20 protein-coding genes and 2 pseudogenes are annotated in these 22,475 nt (G+C 52.7%); 15 read left to right on the top strand and 7 right to left on the bottom strand.

Annotated elements, in window-relative coordinates:
• The first annotated feature begins 43 nt into the window (after positions 1-43).
• From xylR to ACR8BN_RS00170, 4 genes and pseudogenes are all read left to right on the top strand, one after another.
• Positions 44-1,222, top strand: a complete 1,179-nt coding sequence (xylR, locus tag ACR8BN_RS00185) for a D-xylose utilization transcriptional activator XylR (RefSeq protein WP_010258893.1) — start codon at positions 44-46, stop codon at positions 1,220-1,222.
• A 289-nt stretch (positions 1,223-1,511) separates the two neighbouring features.
• Positions 1,512-2,555: pseudogene (locus ACR8BN_RS00180) on the top strand (tyrosine-type recombinase/integrase).
• Positions 2,556-2,600: 45 nt separating this feature from the next.
• Positions 2,601-2,798 (top strand): hypothetical protein, encoded by a 198-nt coding sequence (locus tag ACR8BN_RS00175; RefSeq protein WP_434747233.1) that lies wholly within the window; start codon positions 2,601-2,603, stop codon positions 2,796-2,798.
• Positions 2,799-3,437: 639 nt separating this feature from the next.
• A complete protein-coding gene (locus ACR8BN_RS00170) occupies positions 3,438-4,928 on the top strand; it encodes a retron St85 family RNA-directed DNA polymerase (protein WP_434747232.1) in 1,491 nt (496 codons plus the stop codon).
• A gap of 348 nt (positions 4,929-5,276) precedes the next feature.
• Here the strand turns inward: ACR8BN_RS00170 and ACR8BN_RS00165 are convergent.
• A pseudogene (locus tag ACR8BN_RS00165) lies at positions 5,277-5,555 on the bottom strand (ogr/Delta-like zinc finger family protein).
• A gap of 528 nt (positions 5,556-6,083) precedes the next feature.
• On the opposite strand from ACR8BN_RS00165, the gene ACR8BN_RS00160 reads away from it, so the two are divergent.
• Positions 6,084-6,923 carry a hypothetical protein gene (locus ACR8BN_RS00160; protein WP_434747231.1) on the top strand — a complete coding sequence of 280 codons (840 nt, stop codon included), beginning with the start codon at positions 6,084-6,086 and terminating at the stop codon, positions 6,921-6,923.
• Positions 6,924-6,939: 16 nt separating this feature from the next.
• Positions 6,940-7,320, top strand: coding sequence for a hypothetical protein (locus ACR8BN_RS00155; protein WP_434747230.1), 381 nt, complete (start codon positions 6,940-6,942; stop codon positions 7,318-7,320).
• Between the two features lie 95 nt (positions 7,321-7,415).
• Here ACR8BN_RS00155 and ACR8BN_RS00150 read toward each other — a convergent pair whose 3' ends face one another.
• The 5 genes from ACR8BN_RS00150 to ACR8BN_RS00130 all read right to left on the bottom strand — a co-directional run bounded on the left by ACR8BN_RS00150 (position 7,416) and on the right by ACR8BN_RS00130 (position 11,684).
• Complete coding sequence (locus ACR8BN_RS00150) at positions 7,416-8,549, bottom strand: ROK family protein (protein WP_434747229.1); 1,134 nt, start codon at positions 8,547-8,549, stop codon at positions 7,416-7,418.
• A gap of 304 nt (positions 8,550-8,853) precedes the next feature.
• Positions 8,854-9,594: a DNA replication protein DnaC gene (dnaC, locus tag ACR8BN_RS00145; protein ID WP_010258898.1), complete on the bottom strand. Its 741-nt coding sequence runs from the start codon at positions 9,592-9,594 to the stop codon at positions 8,854-8,856.
• Positions 9,594-10,130, bottom strand: coding sequence for a primosomal protein DnaT (gene dnaT / locus ACR8BN_RS00140; RefSeq protein ID WP_069025553.1), 537 nt, complete (start codon positions 10,128-10,130; stop codon positions 9,594-9,596). The genes dnaC and dnaT overlap by 1 nt, the downstream gene beginning before the upstream one ends.
• Positions 10,131-10,241: 111 nt before the next feature.
• Positions 10,242-10,922, bottom strand: a complete 681-nt coding sequence (locus ACR8BN_RS00135) for a hypothetical protein (protein WP_031591008.1) — start codon at positions 10,920-10,922, stop codon at positions 10,242-10,244.
• A gap of 75 nt (positions 10,923-10,997) precedes the next feature.
• A complete protein-coding gene (locus tag ACR8BN_RS00130; protein WP_064703223.1) occupies positions 10,998-11,684 on the bottom strand; it encodes a hypothetical protein in 687 nt (228 codons plus the stop codon).
• Positions 11,685-11,837: 153 nt separating this feature from the next.
• Between ACR8BN_RS00130 and ACR8BN_RS00125 the strand changes: the two genes are divergently transcribed.
• From ACR8BN_RS00125 to ACR8BN_RS00085, 9 genes are all read left to right on the top strand, one after another.
• A complete protein-coding gene (locus tag ACR8BN_RS00125) occupies positions 11,838-12,404 on the top strand; it encodes a DNA-3-methyladenine glycosylase I (RefSeq protein ID WP_069025555.1) in 567 nt (188 codons plus the stop codon).
• 110 nt (positions 12,405-12,514) lie between these two features.
• Entirely contained in the window at positions 12,515-13,177 is a 663-nt protein-coding gene (locus ACR8BN_RS00120) for an OmpA family lipoprotein (protein WP_010258904.1), read from the top strand.
• A gap of 135 nt (positions 13,178-13,312) precedes the next feature.
• The gene (locus tag ACR8BN_RS00115; RefSeq protein WP_031591013.1) at positions 13,313-14,293 is read left to right on the top strand and encodes a LacI family DNA-binding transcriptional regulator; all 981 of its coding nucleotides are present in this window, start codon (positions 13,313-13,315) and stop codon (positions 14,291-14,293) included.
• A 65-nt stretch (positions 14,294-14,358) separates the two neighbouring features.
• Positions 14,359-15,384 carry a LacI family DNA-binding transcriptional regulator gene (locus tag ACR8BN_RS00110; RefSeq protein ID WP_031591015.1) on the top strand — a complete coding sequence of 342 codons (1,026 nt, stop codon included), beginning with the start codon at positions 14,359-14,361 and terminating at the stop codon, positions 15,382-15,384.
• Between the two features lie 139 nt (positions 15,385-15,523).
• Positions 15,524-16,273: a sugar phosphate isomerase/epimerase gene (locus tag ACR8BN_RS00105; protein ID WP_425018399.1), complete on the top strand. Its 750-nt coding sequence runs from the start codon at positions 15,524-15,526 to the stop codon at positions 16,271-16,273.
• Between the two features lie 9 nt (positions 16,274-16,282).
• Entirely contained in the window at positions 16,283-17,248 is a 966-nt protein-coding gene (locus ACR8BN_RS00100; RefSeq protein ID WP_010671602.1) for a sugar kinase, read from the top strand.
• Between the two features lie 32 nt (positions 17,249-17,280).
• Entirely contained in the window at positions 17,281-18,561 is a 1,281-nt protein-coding gene (locus ACR8BN_RS00095; RefSeq protein WP_010258909.1) for an MFS transporter, read from the top strand.
• A 74-nt stretch (positions 18,562-18,635) separates the two neighbouring features.
• Positions 18,636-19,610 carry a glyoxylate/hydroxypyruvate reductase GhrB gene (ghrB, locus tag ACR8BN_RS00090; RefSeq protein ID WP_425000865.1) on the top strand — a complete coding sequence of 325 codons (975 nt, stop codon included), beginning with the start codon at positions 18,636-18,638 and terminating at the stop codon, positions 19,608-19,610.
• Positions 19,611-19,691: 81 nt separating this feature from the next.
• Positions 19,692-20,942 (top strand): valine--pyruvate transaminase, encoded by a 1,251-nt coding sequence (locus tag ACR8BN_RS00085; protein WP_010258911.1) that lies wholly within the window; start codon positions 19,692-19,694, stop codon positions 20,940-20,942.
• On the opposite strand, the gene ACR8BN_RS00080 is transcribed toward ACR8BN_RS00085, so the two are convergent.
• Positions 20,939-22,390 carry a PLP-dependent aminotransferase family protein gene (locus ACR8BN_RS00080; RefSeq protein ID WP_010671605.1) on the bottom strand — a complete coding sequence of 484 codons (1,452 nt, stop codon included), beginning with the start codon at positions 22,388-22,390 and terminating at the stop codon, positions 20,939-20,941. The genes ACR8BN_RS00085 and ACR8BN_RS00080 overlap by 4 nt on opposite strands.
• Positions 22,391-22,475 lie beyond the last annotated feature (85 nt).

The raw sequence follows: 22,475 nt of genomic DNA, 5'->3' as shown, positions 1-22,475 counted from the left end.
CCGTGTTATGCAATGCGCTGAGGATTTAAGGGAACGCGCCATCATGCATGAGAAACGCTATCGCATTACCCTGCTGTTTAACGCCAACAAAGTGTATGACCGTCAGGTTGTGGAGGGCGTCGGTGAGTATCTGCAGGCGTCGCAGACTGACTGGGATATCTTCATCGAAGAAGATTTCCGCTGCCGCATCGACAATATCCGGGAGTGGCTGGGCGATGGGGTGATCGCCGATTACGACGATCGCTCCATCGAAACCCTGCTGTCCAATGTCTCCGTGCCGATTGTCGGCGTTGGCGGCTCTTATCACCGGCAGGAGGATTATCCGCCGGTGCACTATATCGCGACTGACAACGCCGCGCTGGTGGAGAAAGCCTTTCTGCATCTGAAAGAGAAGGGCATCAACCGCTTTGCCTTCTATGGTTTACCGGCCTCCAGCGGCAAGCGCTGGGCACAGGAACGTGAACAGGCGTTTCGCCAGCTGGTGGGACGTGAGCGCTATCAGGGCGTGGTCTATCAGGGCATGGAAACCGCGCCGGAAAACTGGCAACACGCCCAGAACCGTCTCGCCGACTGGCTGCAGACGCTGCCGCCGCAAACCGGCATTATCGCCGTCACGGATTCACGGGCGCGACACCTGCTGCAGGCGTGCGAGCATCTGAAAATACCGGTGCCGGAGAAGCTTACGGTGATCGGGATTGATAATGAGGAGCTGACCCGCTATCTGTCACGCGTGGCGCTCTCGTCCGTGGCGCAGGGCTCACGGCAGATGGGCTATCAGGCGGCCAAACTGCTGCATCGGCTGCTGGATAAGCAACCCTTACCGCTTCAGCGCATCCTGGTGCCGCCGGTGAAAGTCATCGCCCGGCGCTCTACCGATTTCCGCTCGCTGCGCGATCCGGCGGTGATTCAGGCGATGCACTACATCCGCTTCAACGCCTGTAAGGGGATTAAAGTGGAGCAGGTGCTGGATGCCGTCGGGCTGTCGCGCTCTAATCTGGAAAAACGCTTTCGGGATGAGACCGGCGACACCCTCCATGCGATGATCCACCGTGAAAAACTGGAAAAAGCGCGCGAGCTGCTGGCCTCTTCATCACTCAACATCAATGAGATCTCGCAGATGTGCGGCTATCCTTCGCTGCAATACTTCTATTCGGTCTTCCGCAAAAGCTACGACACCACGCCAAAAGAGTATCGCCAGCATTTTGGGGAGAATGTGTTGTAAAGAGATTGTTTTCTGTAAGTCTGTTGTGAGTGGGGTGGGGTACGCAGCATAATGATGAGGTTGAAAAATATTAATGTGAGACCAGATTTGACTCCTGTGGTTTTCCGTCACTGTTCTTCCGAAATCATCCTTGTTGATTTTTAATTTCTTTTAAAACAGCTGCATAACGACATGCGTTATCCGTATAAGTCCTAAAGCATCTGCTAGGATCCTGAAAAATATGTTTAATGATGCGTATAGTTTTTATTCACCCTTTAGACTTATACACACGACACTTACAGGCATATAGATTCGACGCGCAAAACCCCAAGAAAAGCCTTAACTCCTTAGCGCCGGCCTCGGGCCGGCTTTACTCATCAACACAGATGGCAGCAAGGGCTGGCGCTTTCGTTACCGATTCAACGCTAAGGCTAAGCTTATGTCGTTTGGTTCTTATAGCCTTGTTTCACTCGCTGAGGCTCGTGAGGAACGCGATATCGCTCAAGCAGGTAGTAAATGGCGTTGACCCCGTTGAGGAAAGCTAGGCTCAAAAGCTTGCGTTTAAAATCTCTACTGAAAACTCTATCAAGTTTATAAACCTTGAATTGCAGGAGAATAAGGCTGATCACTAGATGGTCGCTTATCGCAAAAAGATCATTAAATCTTTGAGCAAGATGTGTTCCCCTTCATCAGTAATCGCCCTATATCGGAAATTAAGCCGATGGTACTGCTTGAAGTGCTTCGTTATGCTATCATTGCCGGTCAAGCTGGGTACAATCCAGAACGTGATTTGTCCATGGCGCTGACCGTTCAAAAACGAAAAAACTATCCTTTTGTATCAGCGGAAGAGTTACCTCATTTTGTTCGAGATCTAGAAGCTTACACTGGCATTGGCAGCATAATTACCAAAAACGCTCCCAAAATAGTTATGCTGACAGGGGTCAAGACTCAGGAGATGGGCTTTGCAATCTGGTCTGAGGTTGACCTTGAGAACGGTATTTGGGTTATACTAGATGAAAGAATGAAGATAAGAAGACCTCATATTGTCTCCCTATTAATCTAAGTAGTTGCTCTTTTCAGGCAATTGAAGCCCATTACCCGTCAATACTCCTATATTTTCATTAATAGAAAAAATCGTAGCAAACCGATCTCTAAGGAGGTAACTTCCCAACTTATTGATTTACTGGGTTATAAAGGCCATGCTACTGGTCACGTCTTGCGACATACGTTGTCGAAAATTTTGCATGAGCAAGCTTGTGATAGTGCTTGTATTCAAATGCAATTAGCCCATGCCGATAAAAATATCATTAGATCTATTTACAATCATGCTACTTATGAGATAAACAGAAGATAAATGTTGCAATGGTATGTGAATTTTCTATTAGGAGAGATTTAAATCATGAGTGAACTAATTGGCTATATAATAAAAAATAAAGAGTGGATTTTCTCTGGAATTGGAATTCCAGTGCTATTGTTTTTGCTTAAAATATTATCATCATCTAAAAGCAGCGGTACCAAAAAAAACAAGCAAAAAACATCCACGCTTATTATAGGTAGCAATAATAAATCCAAAGTAAATCAAAAAAATGGCCAATAGTAATTCTCAACACTCTAAAGTTACTGTTTTAGGAACAAACAATGAAACTGTTGTCAACCAGATTAATATCTCAATTTTTTCAAATGATCACTCATCATTAACTGATGATCTTAAGAAAGAGATAAGAAGTGTCTTAGAAGGTGAGCTTATTAACTCAGAGCTTAGAGTTTTTTTATGTTATCCCAACATAAATAAAGATGAAGAAAGCACTTCATGTATTGAGAACTTGAGAAATGAACTTAACAGTATTAATGCTGTGGTTTTTGAGGGGGAGGAAAGCAGAATTTACCAGATACAGAAAGTGTATACATACACATAGCAGAGCTAGATTTTATAAAAAGAAATTGCGATAGCATAGTAATTTTCGCACTAGATGAGATAACTCTATCTCAAATAACCTTGATTAGTTACTACAAAATAACAAGAGAAGTAAAATCTCCTGACCTAATAGTCATCTATAATAATCATGTAAAAAGTCTCGATAGATTCTTTTCATTAGGTGTATTTCAATATTGCGACGACAACAATATTAAGATATTTGATATAGCTGACGTACAAGATCAAAAAATTGAAGTTCTAATACGAAGAATAAAAAACAAAAAACTAATTTCAAAAGATAAAGGTCTACTAGGAGGCTAAATGTCTATTTCAATAAACTTTCGATTATTGTTGTGGTCAACATCAATTGTACAACCTGCTAACGCCATTGAAATATTAACTTATTTAAAGTTAGTGCTAAAAGATGATGGGACACTTCCTGATGAGGCTTCGATAAAACAATATTTAAAAGAACTTAAGGAAATTGGATATATAGAATTGACATCTGTCAAAGGTGAGCTCTATTCAATCACACCTAGCGGTGATGAAAAACTCACATCCAATTTACGGCACCTTAGAGATAAACTCCGCATTTTTATGCTTGACAAATGTCACAAATATTCTAAATTAATGTTGCTAGCCTCTACTGAAACAAAGAATATGGGCGGCGATTCGCCGTCTTTAAAGTTAAGGCATGATTTAAAAGAGGTTCCGCACCCAGGCCTGTCTTGGGCGTCCGGGACCTTGCCCAGCCGCCCAAGACAGGCCTGGGTGCGGATCTTTGAGCAATTACAAATTGGTTCAATGTCCAGTAGTCAGGCTAGCAATCCTACAGATGATTCAAAAAATCTATTTGCCAATTTTTTATCGGTACCTGCACCAACATTCTATTCTTATAAATCACTAAACAATCCTTTGTTCGAAGAAAATGGTGTTCTATCTATCGCCTCATGCATTGGAATTACCCCACGATTAATCAGCTCAATGATTAAAAATCCCGAAAGATACTATCGTAATTTTGACTTATCAAAAAAAAATGGTGGTATTAGAACAATATCAGCCCCGCGAAAGTTTATGAAAGTAACTCAATATTGGTTAAATGATTACTTACTTAATAGACTAAAAGTTCACTCAGCATGCTTTTCATATAGAAAAGGAGTGAGTATTCATGATAACGCTCTTCAACATGCTAATAAGAAATTCGTAGCCAATATGGACATTGAAAATTATTTTGGTTCTATTAATAAGACAATGATCAAAACTTGTCTTCTTCGAAATAATTTCTCAGAACATTTAGTTAACACTATAGCTGGACTAACTACGCTTTACGGTACGTTACCACAAGGTGCTCCTACAAGCCCCAATATCTCAAATGCAATTTTATATGAATTCGACCAAGCTATGGCCAACCAGGCTATGGTGAGAGAATGTGTGTACACGCGCTACTCTGACGATATCACTATAAGTGGAGATTCCAAAAGTGATGTCGAGGAATTAACAAATATTGCAAGAATAAAAGTATCAGCGATGGGGTTTAGCCTAAACGATCATAAGTTTAGATTATTATCTTATAATAACAGACAATTAGTAACGGGTATTCTAGTTAATGGCGCATTGCGCCCCCCAAGAAAATACCGTAGAAAAGTTAGAGCAGCTTTTCATAAAGCAATAAAAGCCAATGACAATAGCCCCTTGACAATAAATACTTTAAAAGGCCACCTTAACTATTTATCCTCATTTAAAGAGTACGGCTTTCAATTTGAAGAGGAAAAGTATCTTTGTATAATAAAACATCTTAAAAAAACACAATGAAAACACTGCTGTCTAATAGCCAAAATGAATCAATTCCTCATTCTGCTAATTTCCTTTCCGTTTATGCTCTTATTTACTACTTAAACGAAATACTTAGATCACAGTCATCAGTACAACCCTCCGCGCACGTTCGTACCCCGCCACGCCTGTCCGCTTCATGCAGTGGTTTTCATGCGCCTGAATGAATGGCGCCGCACTTGGCATGGCCTGAACGAGCATAAGCGGGGTGCAAAAACTTATGCGTTCTCATGCAGCATAGACATGCACTCAAGAGCAGAGATGCCAGCTAGGAAAAAGAGGCGTGAAAAAACCGGCGCAGTGGCTGGCTTAGGAAAAGATCGGGCGGTTTCAGGCAGATGGCTGCTGCCGGCTGGACAGTGTACTGGCAGAACCATAGCGACCCAGCGTCTGCGGCTGGCGCGCCGCGCTCAGCATTTCCGTTTTGGGTGCCGGCTTGGCAGGCTTCTTGGGCTTCATGATGATTTTCTCAACGCTCTATAGCGCGTTGAACTTGCAGGAGCGGTCAAGGTTGGTGCGCTGATAACAAGTGCGCTTGATGATCGCAGACTTGTAGGCGCTGGTGCGGGGGTGTGCGGTGGTGCCGCACTCAGGGCATTTCATGGCCATTACGTCCCTCCTGCGGCAGCCAGCTAAGGCGCTGCGTAAAGCGCAGGTGCTGTGCGGGCGTGTAGCCGCCCTGACAGTTGCGCAGCATCCGGGCTTTCGGAGAGACGGTTCGTTTCGGCCAGAGCGTCCTTGTAAGCTGTCCCTAACGCCAGACGCGCCCGTTGCAGCTGCCGGGTGGCCACCTCCAGCCTGCCGGGGCCTTTAAGGGAACGAAGTCCGGGATACAGATCAACATCGACCTGACGGACGACTGAAGTGCCAACTGGCTTCCGAGCCGAAGTGTGGCGAACTGACAGTATTCTGGTTAACGCGAACCAGCGAAAGCCGTTTTTTTACATTCATGCATCACCCATTCATCATCACCTAAGTTACTGTTTTTTTTATAAAAAATGAAATCTGAAATAGTGCGAAAATTTTTTATAAAATCTTTTCATTGAGAAATATTTAAGTGTTGAGTATTTATATACTCTACTGAACCTTTACAATCTTGATTTTATTTGAATTAACTAATTTTAGTGGTGATTACATATGGAAAATGCTGTTGGAATAAAAATAGATTATGAAAAGAACAGAAATAATCCAGAGCAAATTTTTTCTGCTATGGCTCTCTACATTTCCGCCTATAAAAAATATTGCAATTTAATCGCAAAGGAGGCTGGGTCAGAATTAAATTACAACTTATGCCTGAAAGATATAGAAAAAGGCTCAATCAAAGCTCTTCTTGGTTCAATCTCGAGCTGTTTTCACTCCCTGATTACTAAGCAGTCAAATGGCCTTTTCGAAGATTTAACAGATGAAGATGACATAATCTCCCCTAATCAAGTAGACTCTTTGGCTCGTAAACAAGAAAATAAAATGGAGAAAATAAACGGAGATATCTCCTTTTACATAGACAGAGTTGAATTTGCTAAAATATTACAAGAAATATCCGCTGCAAATGAAATGCTTTATCGTGATGAGAGAGCTGAGATTGAAACCTTTGGAAATAGTGGTAATAACATTATACTATTAAATACCAAAATGCGTTTTTTTGGTGATCCGGAAACGATGTTTGATGAACATAACATCATGTCATACCGTGGTCGAGATAGTTTAGACATAATAAAGCCAGTAAACTTTGGCGATTCTCAATGGCAAGTCCGTAGCAGAACGACACATAAAACCTTTATGGCTACTATTGGGGATAAAGAATGGCTTAAACTTTACCAAAATGGAGAAATCCCCATAATTACAGCCAAGTATTGCATGTTGGTTGATATGTATTGCGAATTAGACAAGAAAAACAAAAAACCCATCATAAAAAAAGCTTTAATAATCAAAGTAATTAAGGTGATTCCAAGTTCAGAGGCTCAGGATGCTTTACTCTAACCATCTGAAGTCTTTAATGGCATCATATTTATTTGTGCTATTGCCATTTACTATACTTTGCTTCGTTAAATTTATTGATGGAAAATGGCAAGATGTTTTTTTAGCTAGTGATTGGTCAATTGCTAGTTTTATTATTTTTGGTCAGTCATTAACTTCTTTATCTTCTGCACTTGTCCTGTCGCCAAAGAATAAAAAACAATATGGTTGGGAACTGCACGTCGCGAAATTATTCATAACTGGCATCGCTCCAAGTATGGTGTTATATATTTATATGCTCAATCAACCCACTTTAACATTGGGTATATTTCAAATCCTAATGTTTATTTATGCATCTTATAGATTCTTTGTCGATGGGCTAACTGCCAAGCGGCTAACCGATACACAACAGTCCGGCTAAGATTTTAATGTATAAAAATGTGTATACTCAACTGAGAGAATAAAATATTTAATTTATTACAACAGTAAGTTAGATAGCAAATCTCACTCCTGTGATCAACCAACCCGCTGCTCACTCTTCTCCAGCACCGCCAGCGCCAGCCCGTTGGCCGGATCGATCCGCTGCTCAGGAAAGTGCAGCAGGGTATGTGCGGCGGTAAAGGCCAGCGCGTTGCCGTGTGCGGTAGTGCGCACCGCCTTGCAGAAGACTTCACTGGCGTTCCACGGACAATCAATGATGATGGTGGCGGGATTGAGCAGCAGCATAATCTGACTCAGCGCCGCACCCAGATAGCCACCCGCCTGCGCCATCACCTCATCCACCACCCGTGGCGCGCTGTCGCGGTTCTGCCAGCTCAGGCCAGGCTGACGCTGCGCCAGCTGCTGTTTAACCGCAGGCTGGCTGACCAGCGCTTCCAGGCAACCGCGGCGGCCGCAACTGCAACGCGGGCCGTCGGGCTGGACAACCAGATGTCCCGCCTCGCCCGCCGTCCAGCTGTGCCCGGTAAATACTTCGCCATGCTGTACCAGTGCGCCGCCAATTCCCTCGGAAATACGCAGATAAAAGTGACCGCTCTCCACAGATAATCCACGCAGCTGTACCGCCAGCAGCGCAGCGGCTTTGACATTATTCATAATGCGGATGGGGAGACTGACGTGCTTACTCAGCGCGCCCAGCAGGTCAACATCCTGCCATTCGAGGGGCAATGAAATATGCATCCAGCCGCGCCGGGGATCGACGATCCCGGGAAAACCCAGGCCAATGCCGAGCAAATCAGGATAGCTTTTCACCAGTTCCCGGCACAGCATCGCCAGCTCAGCCAGCAGTCGGGTCGGGTTACTGGTATCGGTGCGCAGCGTCTTTTCAGCCAGCACCTGTGAAAAATAGTCGCAGACCCGCCAGTGGATGACGTTGCGTTCCACCATGATGCCTGCGCTCTTGAGCTTTTCCGGCCGCAGGGTAATCCCGATTTTAGGCCGTCCGGCCGCCGCCACGCTGACCGGCCCCAGCTCCTCTATCAGGCCCTGCTCCAGCAGGTCATCAATGATTAAGGATACGGTGTTTTTGCTGAGTGTCAGCGTCTCCGCCAGATCCTGACGCGACGTCACGCGCAGCTTACGCAGCTGAGTCATCACCCGTTTCTGGTTATTCAGTCGCAGTAGTGCAGGGCCTTTGCCGTTCGTTTTCATTACGGGTTCACTCAACAGAGGAGTAAGAATTGAGTGTATCAGCCCATACGTATTCCACATCCCACACTTTTGCGGGCGGTTTCACACAACCCGATCGCCTGTGGCTAAGATCGTGACCGCGATCAGATCGTGGGATTAATACCGGGTTTTCTGCTGCACCAGTGGCCGGGCGTCGGGATGATCCTGACTCAGCGTGTCCGGCTGCGCCGGCATGGGCGGAAGGACAAAAGCGGTGTTGCTCGTCGTTGTGACGAGGGGCTTCAGGCCCGATGAGCGCAGTGACCCGGCGCTGCCGGGTCACTGTTTAATATTCGTCGCCGCGTACCCGGCTACGATAGCTTTCCCAGTCGAAGCGCACCCACAGGCTGTTGCCGAGGCGCATACGATCCATGACACGTTCGCCCAGCAGCGTATTCATGCCCGCATGGTCGAGGTTGGATAACATGCCGGTCGGTCGTTTCGATGAAGAACGGCGATCGACAATCTGGTTAATAATCACTTTTTCGTAGCGCGATTCGCTCTGCATACCGATCTCATCAATCACCAGCAGATCAACACTGCTGAGATCCTGAATCAGCCGCTCTTCGGTAATGCCACTGCTGCCGCTGAAGGTGCCCTTCATGCTCGACATCAGATCGGCAACCGTCACGATCAGCACGCTTTTACCGCGCAGGATAAGGTCATTACCAATCGCGGCTGCAAGATGGTTTTTACCGGTGCCGGGACGGCCTGAAAAGACAAAACTGGCGATGCTGCCATCAAATTCAGCGGCATACTGTCGCGCCAGTTCCAGCGCCTTGCGCTGCCCCTCGTTCTCCACCCGGTAATTATCAAATGAGCAGTTCATATGCAGCTCGCGAATGCCGGAACGGCCCATTACGCGCTGCATTTTCATTGCGCGGTTCTCACGCACAATCGCCTCTGATCGCAGGCGACCCTGCTCCTGATTCCACGCCAGCAGCTCTTCGCCATTGGCAAATTTAGGACGGGTGCCTGCGGGCATCATTTTTTTCAGACGGTTAAAGAGATCGTTTGGCGTTTTCATCATTCACCTCGGAAACCATCGGGAATGGTACGGTCAGGATCGGGCAACTGCGTGATATCACGCTTCGGTTGCCCGCCGTTTGCGGCACGGTTCATCTGAATGCTGCGTGCCAGTTTCTGTTGCCACTGTACATGATGGAACATCCGGCCTTCCGCCTGCCAGTAGGCCACAAAGGCCGCCAGCTCGCTGGGGGTCACCGGTTCACCCAGCGACACACCCCAGATCGCGGCCTGGCGCGTAAAGTCGGCATCCGGCTGCCAGCCCTGATACATGGCGAACTTACCTGCCGGCGTATGGATCGCGGCGGGGGAATCGTCATACAGGCTGTCATCCAGCGCCACATCATTCGGCTGCCGGGCGGCGGCTTCCAGCGCCAGCAGCTCAGCCAGACGCGCCGGGGTGATGGCGTACATCACCGGCGCATAATTATCTAACACCGCCAGCGTGCCCTTTTCCGCCTGCTGCAGGGCAGTCAGCGGATCCTGTCGGAAGGCATCCAGGCCAATGAGCGTTGAAGTTAAGATTTTAGCTGACATGAAAAGACCTGAGGTTAACGAACACCTTGCGCCGGGAACCCGTCGCCGACGCAGAAGTGTTTATTGTACCTTTTTTAATGATGCGGATCGCTTAAAAAGCAAGAGTGCGGATCAGTGCGAGGTGACCGGAGAAGTGGCGTGACGGGCCGGTGCAGATTCGGTGGCCCGCACGCTGACAGCCGCGGCGGCCGGGCGGGTCTGCCATAGATAGCGAACCGAGGCCAGCCAGCACAGGCCGTAACCCAGCAGTTCGGTACCCTCTTCGGCCATGTTTTTCACCACGCGGTTGTAATCCCCCAGCATCAGGTGCTGCCACAGCGCATGAATACCAAACAGTCGTGAAAAGACCAGCACCACTAAAAAGCCGGAGGCCATCACCGGCCAGCTGCGGTGTTGCAGCAGCCTGGCCAGCGCGTGCAGCGTTTTTTTCGGCGTTCGCAGCGCGACGGCCAGGCAACCGGCCGTCACCGCCAGGGCGAACCAGATCCAGCTGCCATGCTGGATGGCATCAAACACAAAGTCGAGCTCACGGATTAGCATACAGCTATAGAAGCCCGCCACTAAGGTCAGCGCGCCGCGCTGAGCCGGACGGCGCTGGGCAGCAATAAAGAACAGGGCGGCAATCACCGCCAGCATGATTTCCTGGGTAGTTTCAGTAAAAGAGGTTTCGTGCAGCGCATCATTCATCCAGGCCACATCAATATAGATGGGCAATATCATCAGAGCGAGAAAGAGTGCTGCCAGTATGAAGACCGTCATTTCGCGGCCAATAATTGTCAAATCGTTGCGCATAGTGTTACCAGTATAATGATTAGCGGACTCATTATATTTTAAACGCCCGATTCCCTTTCTCTTTTCATGCCCCGGTCAGAAGCTGGCGCTGAAGCCAAAGGTGTAAAGTTGCTGCTCCTGGTTATTCAGCGCTTCGCTTTGTGAAAACGCGGCGAAAGCCGCCAGATTATCGTTCAGAGGCATTTGTGCACCGATGCTCAGATCGATGCCTTCGGACTGATCGGTGCCGTTCGTCGCCTCACGCCGGGGATTCTGCGGCGTGTCTGCCAGCAGATAGTGATAACTCAGCTGCGCCCAGGGCGATATCCATCCCTGCTGCGAATCGATGCGCCAGCCGACGCTGGCGCTCTGCTCACGACTCTGTTGATCGCTGTAGTCACATTGCAGACAGTTCATCTGCTGCGGATCAACGGCATACTGCGCCACCGGCCCGGTGGTAAATGACGGGGCAATGGGCAGGTCAACCCCAGCCCGATAGCGTTTTCCCAGCGGGGTAGTGCCTACGCTGCCGGTTTCACTGTGGAGTGCGATGGGGGACGCGGTGGGAGAGTTGATGGCGGCTTCAAACAGGGCGCGGCTCTCATCGCTGAAGGCGAGTGGCGTCAGGGCGATCTTCTCCGCCAGAATCGTATCGTAGTCGGGCAGAAAGTCGGGATGCTGAGGCGCAGAGATGCCGCCGCGCGCAAAAGTCGGTTGCGTTAAGATTAACAGCCATACAGCACAGCAGATCCGCAGACCTTTCCAACCGCTTCTCGGCAACATCGCTTCTCCAGGCAAGGCTGAAGTTATTATCCGGCGTTTAAATTAAATTTCGGCCCGTCTCTGTTATTTAACCGGTGATCGTTTAACTATCAACCGATTAATTCTAAGATCAAGCGGACCGCTAAAATATTCTCGTTATAAAGGAACAGAGCGATGCAACGATGTGGTTGGGTAACGCAGGATCCCCTCTATCTGGCTTATCATGACAGGGAATGGGGTGTGGCGCAGAGAGACAAGCGTTCGCTGTTTGAGATGCTCTGTCTGGAAGGACAGCAGGCGGGGTTATCCTGGATAACCGTGCTGAAAAAGCGCGAAAACTATCGGGCGGCGTTTCACCAGTTTGATCCGCAGGCGATTGCACAGATGGATGCGGCAGAGATCGACACGCTGATGCTCAACAGCGGCATTATCCGCCACGCCGGTAAAATCGCGGCAATTATCGCCAACGCCCGTGCTTATCTCCAGATGGAAGCGCAAGGAGAGGATTTCAGCCACTTCGTCTGGCAATTTGTCGATAACGTACAAATCGTTCACCATTATCCTGACTATAGCCAGGCTCCCACCACCTCAGAGCAGGCCATTGCGCTCTCGAAGGCGCTAAAGCAGCGTGGTTTCAAATTCATCGGCCCCACAATTTGCTACTCCTTTATGCAGGCCTGCGGGCTGATAAACGATCATCAGAGCAACTGTTTTTGCCATCCTGACAATCAAAAGGCGTAATTCCCGCTAAATCAGGATTTTTCCTCACTACATTCCCGGCCACCAGGCGGCATAATCGTGCCACTTATGGGAAAGGTTTTCCCCTGTGTGTCGAATGTAAGGGAACAAAAATGCAGAAGAAATTAATCGCCATCACCTTGTTACTAAGCGGCAGTCTGGCCCTGCCAGGTTGTACCACCAATCCTTACACCGGCGAATCTCAGGCGGGTAAGTCAGGTGTGGGCGCAGGCCTGGGTGCGTTAGTGGGTGCCGGTGTCGGCGTACTCTCCTCGTCGAAGAAAGATCGCCGTAAAGGTGCGCTGATTGGTGCTGCAGGCGGAGCCGCACTGGGCGGTGGCGTGGGCTACTACATGGATGTGCAGGAAGCGAAACTGCGCGACAAGATGCGCGGTACGGGCGTCAGCGTGACCCGTAATGGCGATAACATCGTCCTGAATATGCCAAACAATGTCACCTTCGACTCCAGCAGCAGCAATCTGAAACCTGCCGGCGCGAACACCCTGACGGGTGTTTCAATGGTGCTGAAAGAGTATCCAAAAACCGCGGTAAACGTAGTGGGTTATACCGACAGCACCGGCACCCGCGCACTGAACATGCGTCTGTCACAGCAGCGTGCTGAAAGCGTCGCCAGCGCGTTGATCGTGCAGGGTGTCGCCAGCGATCGCCTGCGCACGCAGGGCGCAGGCCCGGATAACCCGGTTGCCAGCAACAGCACCGAAGCAGGCAAAGCACAAAACCGTCGTGTTGAGATCACGCTCAGCCCGCTGGGATAAACGCGGTCGCCCCCGCCTGGGGGCACCTTTTTTCTGTAAAGCAACGCGTTAAAAGTATCAGTAATGTTTCTGCGAATAGAGCCAGCAGAGGCTTTATGATAGTCTGATCAAAAATCGATCAATGGATGCCTTCCCATGTCTCTTAAAGCCATCGCTGCGGTTTTAGGTCTTTCCGTAACGACCGTCAGTCGCGCCCTCAACGGTTATCAGGATGTCGCTCAGGAGACGCGTAAACGCATCGAAGAAGAAGCGCAGCGGCGTGGCTACCGGCCTAATGCGGCGGCCCGGCGTCTGAAAACCGGCCGTGCTAACGCGGTGGGATTCGTCTACCCGATCAGTGCCTCTCCCCTGAATGGCAGCGACTTCAGCGACATGCTGCTGGCGCTGGAGCATCACCTTGCCCGTTATGACATTAACCTGTTGTTGCTGGCGGATAAGCAGCAGAGTCAGTCGACTCTGACACGCCTGCTGCGCAGTGGCGTAGTTGATGCCCTGATCGTCGGCCACACCACGCCAGAAGACAGTCGGCTTCATGCTTTGCTCCAGACCAATTTTCGTTTTCTGGCGCTGGGCCGCAGCGATCTGCCATCGACCTATGCGTGGTTTGATGTTGATCACCTTGCCGGTTCACAGCTGGCGGTGGGCTGGTCGCTGGCGCAGGGACGGCAGCGGATAGCCTGGCTTGGCAGCAATGAAAACAGTACGCGGGTGCGTGACCGGCGTCAGGGTTATCTGACGGCGCTGGGGGAGGTTACGCCTTATGCGATGGCGGCGGTGGCGCCGTCGCGTCGCGCCGGCTATCAGCAAACCCGGGAGTGGCTGGCAGAGGGGCCAGCACCGGAAGTGATCATCACCGACTGCGCTGCGCTGGCTGAAGGCGCGGCTCTGGCGCTGCAACTGGCCGGGCGTGCAGCGGGCGAGGGTGCCATTCTGCTGGCGGGCTGGGAAGGATTGCCGCGAGATGCGATTCTCGATCATCCCATTGTCGCCATTCGTCAGGCGACGCCGCATCAGGCCGGTGAACAGGTGGCTGAAATGGTCATCCAGCTGATTGATGGCGCACCGCCGGAGACGTTACAGACTCTGTGGCAACCCTGGCTGCAATTACCGGCGTAGCGCTTTTTGCGCCGGGCTTTGCTTGTGCTAGTCTCTGCCTGGTTTCTTATTACGCAGGATATCTCATGAAAATCAGGCCGCCTCGCGCCACCATCAGCGATGTTGCTCACGCGGCACGAACCGGTAAAACCAGCGTTTCACGCTATCTCAATGGTGAACTGCATCTGCTCTCTGCCGGTCTGAAAGCGCGGATCGAACAGGCTATTGCTGATCTCAGCTATCGCCCGAGTCAGATGGCGCGCGGCCTGAAGCGCGGACGTACCCGCCTGATCGGGCTGATTATCGCCGATATCACCAATCCCTATTCTGTTGATGTCATGAGCGGTATTGAAGCCGCCTGCCGCGAGCAGGGCTTCACGCTGCTGATGTGTAACACCAATAACGAAGTGGATCTGGAGCAGCACTATCTGCAATTGCTGAGCAGCTATCAGGTTGAGGGCATTGTGGTTAACGCCGTCGGGATGCGTGAAGAGGTGCTGAACCATCTGCAACAATCCCTGCTGCCGATGGTGCTGATTGACCGTAAAATCCCCGATTTTCCCTGCGATGTGGTGGGCCTGAACAATGCCGAGGCAGCCGAAACGGCAACGCGGCATCTGGTCGACAATGGCTACGATGCGCTGCTGTTTCTTAGCGAGCCGCTGGGCAGCGTCAACACGCGCCGTGAGCGCCTGCAGGCCTTCCGCCAGCTACTGGCGGAGCATCCGCAGGTTGAGCATGAGAATACGGAAGTGGCGCTGCATCAGCCCGCTGCGCTGGATCAGGCGCTGCTGGCCTTTCATCAGCGTCACACCGGCAAACGTTGCGCAGTGATGGTCGCCAACGGGGCGCTGACGTTGCAGGTAGCGCGATCGCTACAGCGACTCAATCTGCACTGGGGCCGCGATATCGGCCTGCTCGGTTTTGACGAACTGGAGTGGGCGGCGCTGGCCGGTGTGGGTATCACCACGCTGAAACAACCCACCTGGCAGATTGGCTTCAGTGCGCTGGAACGGCTGATTGCGCGCATCGAGGGCAGCGGATTACCGGTTGCCGAGCAGGTCTTCTCTGGCGAACTTATCGTTCGCGGCTCCAGTCAGCCTCTTAACTGAATTTCAGATTTAACCTTCCGTTTACGTGCTCGCTTCGTGAGCACGATCATAATTTCACAGTTTGCTGCTTTGCTTTGGAACCGGTTCCATTTAGGGTTTTTGTATTCGTTATGGGCAGAACCCTGCCATGGAGCAGAACATGAAACCTGACATCATCGTGGTGACCGCCGCATATGGCCACGCACAGATCACCGCTCTCGGCGGTCAGCGTGCGCTGCTGCCGATTATCCAGCAGGCGGGCGCAGACGGGGTCGAAATCCGCCGCGAACTGCTTGATGACGCGGCGCTGGCCGATCTGCCGGCGCTGGCCCGGGCGGTGGCGCAGCATCAGCTGCACAGCAGCTATTCGGTGCCCGATACGCTGTTTTGTGACGGCGGCGAAATCAATCCTCGTATAACCCACTACGTTGAAGAAGCACGCCAGTTAAACGCTCAGCGGCTGAAAGTGGCGCTGGGAGCGTTCACCGGTGCGCTGCCTCGCGAAGCGTTGCAGGCGCTGCTGGCGGATCTGCCGTTTCAGCTGACGGTGGAAAACGACCAGACTGAACATGGCCGACTGGCTCCGTCAGTTGCGTTTTTCACGGCGGTGAGGGAAGCGGATCTGTCGATCAGCATGACCTTTGATATGGGTAACTGGTGCTGGACCGGTGAGGATGCCGATCAGGCGGCGCAGCAGCTGGCTGCGCAGGTGGGCTATGTGCATGTCAAAGCTGCCGTGGCGCACCAGGATAGCTACCGCGCGATTGCGCTGGATGAGGCTGATGACCACTGGCGCACACTGCTGCAACAGTTGCCCGCACAGGCACCGCGCGGTATTGAATTTCCGCTGGAAGGCGACGATCTGACTGCGGTGACACGCCACTACGTGTCGCTGCTGCGTAACGTGTAAGGAGTGAAGATGACCACGCATCACACTATGCATCACAACGGTCCGCTTGATGTTGTCACTATCGGTGAAGCGATGGCGATGTTCATCGCCCGTGAAACCGGCGACCTGGCCGCAGCAGAGACCTTTGTTAAACGCGCGGCGGGCGCTGAACTCAATGTGGCGACCGGCCTGGCTCGTCTTGGCCTGAAAGTGGGCTGGGTCAGTCGTATTGGCGATGACGCGTTTGGCCGGTTTATCTGCCAGCAGCTGGAAAAAGAGGGTATCGACCACGCCCGGGTGACGGTCGATAAGCGCTATCCCACCGGTTTTCAGCTCAAGTCCAAAGTCGATGACGGCTCTGATCCGCTGGTGGAATATTTTCGTAAAGGCTCGGCGGCCAGCCATCTGTCGGTCGACGATTTTGACGCGGACTATTTTGGTTCGGCGCGTCATCTGCACCTGAGCGGTGTGGCGGCGGCGCTGTCAGAGAGTTCGCTGGAGCTGCTGAAGCACACGGCCAAAGAGATGCGCGCGCGTGGTAAAACTATCTCGTTTGACCCTAACCTGCGGCCGGTGCTGTGGCGCAGCGAAGAGGAGATGCGTAAGCAGCTCAATCTGCTGGCGGAGTATGCCGACTGGGTACTGCCGGGCGAAAAAGAGGGGCTGATTCTGACCGGCTATCGTCAGCCAGAAGCGATCGCGGATTTCTATCTCGATAAGGGCGTGAAAGCGGTCGTGATTAAAACCGGTTGTGACGGTGCCTGGTATAAAACGGCGCAGGGCGAGCAGGGCCAGGTTGAGGCGATCAAAGTCGACAACGTGGTGGATACCGTGGGCGCCGGAGACGGCTTTGCCGTTGGCGTCATCAGCGCCCTGCTGGAAGGTCAGTCGCTGCCGCAGGCGATTCGTCGCGGCAACAAAATTGGTTCGATGGCGATTCAGGTCATTGGTGACAGCGAAGGTCTGCCGACGCGTCAGCAACTGGGCGACGTGTAGTTCGCGCCCCTCTACAGTCACAGGAGTTCCCGATGAAAAAGCAGACAATCGCGCCAAAACGCTGGTGGTTCATCATGCCCATCGTGTTTATCACCTACAGCCTGGCGTATCTCGATCGTGCAAATTTTAGCTTCGCTTCTGCTGCCGGGATTAATGACGATCTCGGCATCACCAAAGGCATGTCCTCGCTGCTGGGTGCGCTGTTCTTCCTGGGTTACTTCTTTTTCCAGATCCCGGGTGCAATTTACGCCGAACGGCGCAGCGTCAAGAAACTGATCTTCTGGTGCCTGATCCTGTGGGGCGGCTGTGCCTCACTGACCGGCGTGGTCAGCAACATTCCGATGCTGGCGGCCATTCGCTTTATTCTGGGCGTGGTGGAAGCCGCGGTGATGCCCGCGATGCTGATCTACATCAGCAACTGGTTTACCAAATCGGAACGTTCACGCGCCAACACCTTTCTGATTCTGGGTAATCCGGTCACGGTGTTGTGGATGTCGGTCGTGTCAGGCTATCTGATCGAATCGTTTGGCTGGCGTGAGATGTTTATCTTCGAAGGGATTCCGGCGGTGGTCTGGGCGATCGCCTGGTGGTTCCTGGTGCAGGATAAGCCGGCGCAGGCGCGCTGGATGAGCGATGCCGAGAAAGCGGCATTGCAGGCTGAACTGCAGAAAGAGCAGGAAAATATTAAAGCGGTGCGCAACTACAGCGAAGCGTTCCGTAACCGCAACGTGATCATTCTCTGCCTGCAATATTTTGCCTGGAGCATCGGCGTCTATGGCTTTGTGCTGTGGCTGCCGTCGATTCTGCGTAACGGCACGCAGATGGGCATGGTAGAGGCGGGCTGGCTCTCCGCGGTGCCTTATCTGGCGGCGACCATTGCGATGGTGGTGGTCTCCTGGGCGTCGGATAAAACCCAGAACCGTAAGCTGTTCGTCTGGCCGCTGCTGCTGGTGGGCGCGCTGGCGTTCCTCGGCTCTTATCTGGTGGGATCGAACAATTTCTGGATGTCCTACACCCTGTTAGTGATTGCCGGAGCCGCGATGTATGCGCCTTACGGGCCGTTCTTCGCCATTATTCCTGAAATGCTGCCACGCAATGTCGCCGGTGGCGCAATGGCGCTGATCAACAGTATGGGTGCGCTGGGGTCGTTTATCGGTTCATGGATTGTCGGCTATCTTAATGGAGCCACCGGCAGCCCGTCCGCGTCCTACATCTTTATGGGATCGGCCCTGCTGGTTTCGGTGTGGCTGACGCTGATTGTGAAACCGGCGCAGAACAAAGCGCCGCCGCTGCAGGGTGCAAAACCCGCCTGAAAGCGTAAACGTTAGCCTCTATTTCTCCGGGCGGCCTGCAAGCCGCCCGCTACTTATTGACCGGGAGCCACCGAATGAAACCCGCTGTAATTCTCTATAAAAAACTACCCGACGATCTTTATGCTCGCCTGGCTGAACAGTGTGACGTGACGGAAATCAGCGATCTCTCGCCGGAAAGCCAGCAGGAACATGCTGCGGCGTTCCGGCAGGCAGAAGGTCTGCTGGGATCGGGCGGTAAAGTGAATGGCGAACTGCTGGCGAAGATGCCCAATCTGCGCGTCTGCTCCAGCGTCTCTGTAGGTTATGACAATTTTGATGTGGATGCGCTGAATCAGCGTCACGTGGTGCTGATGCACACGCCGACCGTGCTGACCGAAACCGTGGCGGACACCATGATGGCGCTGGTACTGAGCACCGCCCGTCGGGTGCCGGAACTGGATGCCTGGGTCAAAGCGGGCAACTGGCAGAAGAGCATCGGTCCGGCGCAGTTCGGCATCGATGTGCACCATAAAACGCTGGGTATTCTCGGCATGGGACGTATCGGGATGGCGCTGGCGCAGCGCGCCCACTTTGGCTTCGGCATGAAAATCCTCTACAACGCCCGCCGCGAGCATGAAGAGGCACAGTCGCGCTTTAGCGCACAGCGCTGTGAGCTGGAGGCGCTGCTGAAGCAGAGTGATTTCGTCTGCATCAGTTTGCCGCTGACTGAAGAGACGCACCATCTGATCGGTGCCGCCGAGCTTGAACTGATGAAGCCGGATGCGGTGCTGATCAACGCCGGTCGCGGGCCGGTGGTGGATGAGAATGCGCTGATCGCCGCGTTGCAGGCGGGCAAACTGCATGCCGCCGGGCTGGATGTGTTTGAGCAGGAGCCGGTCTCTGCCGACTCTCCGCTGCTGTCGCTACCCAATGTGGTGACGCTGCCGCATATCGGTTCTGCCACCCATGAAACCCGCTACGGCATGATGCAGGATGCGGTAGAAAATCTCCTCGCTGCACTCGGCGGAAGCGTCGAGAAAAACTGCGTGAACCCGCAGGCGCTGAAGTAATCCCCTCGCCTTTCCATTGCGCCCGCCCATGGCGGGCGTTATGGTGGACCCCCGATTCGCTATCACAAATATTTAACCGCTATGTCTTTTTCTCAGTTCGGCGACAAATTTACCCAACATTCCGGCATCTCACGTCTGATGGAAGATATGGGCGCGGGCCTGCGAACGCCCGGCACCATCATGCTGGGCGGCGGTAATCCGGCGCAGATCCCGGCCATGAACGACTACTTTCAGCAACTGCTGCAGCAGATGCATGAGGAAGGCAAACTCAGCGAGGCGCTGTGCAATTACGATGGCCCGCGCGGTAAAGCGACGCTGCTGGCGTCGCTGGCCGGGCTGCTGAGCGATCAGCTTGGCTGGCCCATCACCGCACAGAACATTGCGCTGACTAACGGCAGCCAGAGTGCCTTCTTCTATCTGTTTAACCTGTATGCGGGTCGCCGGGCCGATGGCAGCAAAAAGCGGGTGCTGTTCCCGCTGGCGCCTGAGTATCTTGGCTATGCGGATGCCGGCCTGGAAGAGGGGCTGTTTGTATCGGCGAAGCCGAACATTGAGCTGCTGCCGGAAGGTCAGTTTAAATATCATGTCGATTTCGAGCATCTGCCGATGAACGAGGAGGTCGGGCTGATCTGCGTATCGCGTCCGACCAACCCCACCGGCAACGTGATCACCGATGATGAGCTGATGCAGCTCGATGCGCTGGCACAGCAGCATGATGTGCCGCTGCTGATCGACAATGCCTATGGCGTGCCGTTCCCCGGTATCATCTTCAGCGAGGTGCGCCCGCTGTGGAATCCCAACATCATTCTCTGCATGAGTCTGTCGAAGCTCGGCCTGCCGGGTGCGCGTTGCGGCATCATTATCGCTGACGAGAAGACCATCACCGCGCTGAGCAATATGAACGGCATCATCAGTCTGGCGCCCGGAAGTATCGGTCCGGCCATTGCCAATGAGATGATCCGTCGCGGCGATCTGTTGCGGCTCTCCGAAGAGGTGATTAAGCCGTTCTATCAGCAGAAGGTGCAGCAGACCATTGCGATACTGCGGCGCTATCTGCCGGAAGACCGTTGCCTGATCCACAAGCCGGAAGGGGCGATTTTCCTCTGGCTCTGGTTCCGCGATCTGCCGATCACCACCGAATTGCTTTATCAGCGGCTGAAAGCGCGCGGCGTGCTGATGGTGCCGGGACACTTCTTCTTCCCGGGACTGGAACAGGCGTGGCCGCACACCCATCAATGTATGCGGATGAATTACGTGCCGGACGCAGAGAACATCGAGCGGGCGGTGCAGATTCTGGCGGAAGAGGTTGAGAACGCCTGGCGCGACAGCTAATCCTGCGAATCGGTTAACGACAGCTGGCACCACTGTGCCAGCTGCTGAATCGCCTGTTCCACTTCCGCATTCCAGCCAAAACCGGCATTCAGCCGGAAGCAGTGATCGTAGCGCTGATCGGTGGCAAAAATATGGCCCGGCGCGATGCCGATGCCCGCATTACGCGCTTTCAGAAACAGCTCGCGCACGTTCAGCGCCTGGCGAGGCATCTCAACCCACAGCACATAGCCTCCTTCCGGATCGGACACCCGGGTTCCCGCCGGAAATTCTCGTAACACCGACTGACGCATTTCACGGATTTGTCGTGCCAGCTCACGCCGCAGCTTACGCAGATGAGCATCATAGCCGCCGCTGCGCAGCAGTTCCGCCACCGCCGCCTGCGACAACACCGAGGTGCCCATGGTTGAGGTATATTTCAGTGAGGCGATTTTGCGCATGTAGTTGACGCTGTGAACCCAGCCGATACGAATGCCTGGCGCCACGGTTTTAGAGAAGCCGCTGCAGAGAATGGCGTTGGGGCTGAAGGCGCGCATCGGGAAAGGGCGGCGTTCACCAAAAGCGGTATCGCCAAAAATATCATCCTCGATGATCACCACATCGTTTTCATCCGCCTGCCGCGCAATATAGGCCTTATGCTCGTTGGGAATGCTCTTGCCCAGCGGATTGTTGACGTTGCACAGGGTGAGAAAGACCCGCACCGCCTTGCGCTGAAACAGCCCGGTGAGCTTCGCGACATCGACATACCCTTCCGGCCCGGCTTCCACTTCAATCACCCGTAAATTGAGGTTATGCAGCATCTGCAGCAGCACGAAATAGCAGGGTGATTCCACGGCGACCACATCGCCCGGCTGGGTCGTGGCGCGCAGCGACAGCGAGATCGCCTCAATGCAGCCGTTGGTGATCAGAATATCGTCAGCGCTGATATTGCAGCCGTAACCCACTGCCCGACGGGCAATCTCTGTTTTCAGCGGCGCATAGCCGGTGCCCTTCACCGTATTCCCGAGCAGGGCCGGTTTGCTGTAGCCCATCTGACGCATCAGCAGGCCGATGCGCTTGACCGGATAGAGTGCGCTGTCGCCGTTGGCCAGATCGAGACGCACCCGGCAGTCTGAGCCGAGCATCGCCAGATGGAGTTCTGTCTGCTCATCAAGCGGCGCGATGGCGCGCGGCTGTTCGCTGACGGCGGGCAGTTGACGGGAAGAGGGCCGCTGCGGCGCAACAAAAAAGCCCGATTTGGGGCGGGCAACGGCGTAGCGCTCATCTTCCAGCGTGCGCAGTGTCTTCAGGGCGGTGGTGAGGCTGACATTGTACTGCGTCGCCAGCGTGCGCACCGACGGCAGACGGCTGTCAGGGGCCAGTGAACCGGCATGAATGGCCTGCTTGATCTGTTCTGCGATCTGGCGGTAACGACTGCTTTGACTCTCCTGTTCCCCGATAATATCGGCCATCTGTTCCACCCCATATCGCGCTGATCTGTGCATATTCAACAGAGTACATTCAAAGTACTTTAGGCTGCATCTCTTAATTATTCAT

The sequence above is a fragment of the Pantoea sp. Lu_F5_004 genome (assembly GCF_051136245.1).
Lineage (GTDB): Bacteria > Pseudomonadota > Gammaproteobacteria > Enterobacterales > Enterobacteriaceae > Pantoea > Pantoea agglomerans.
This window is presented reverse-complemented; position numbering and strand designations above follow the sequence as displayed.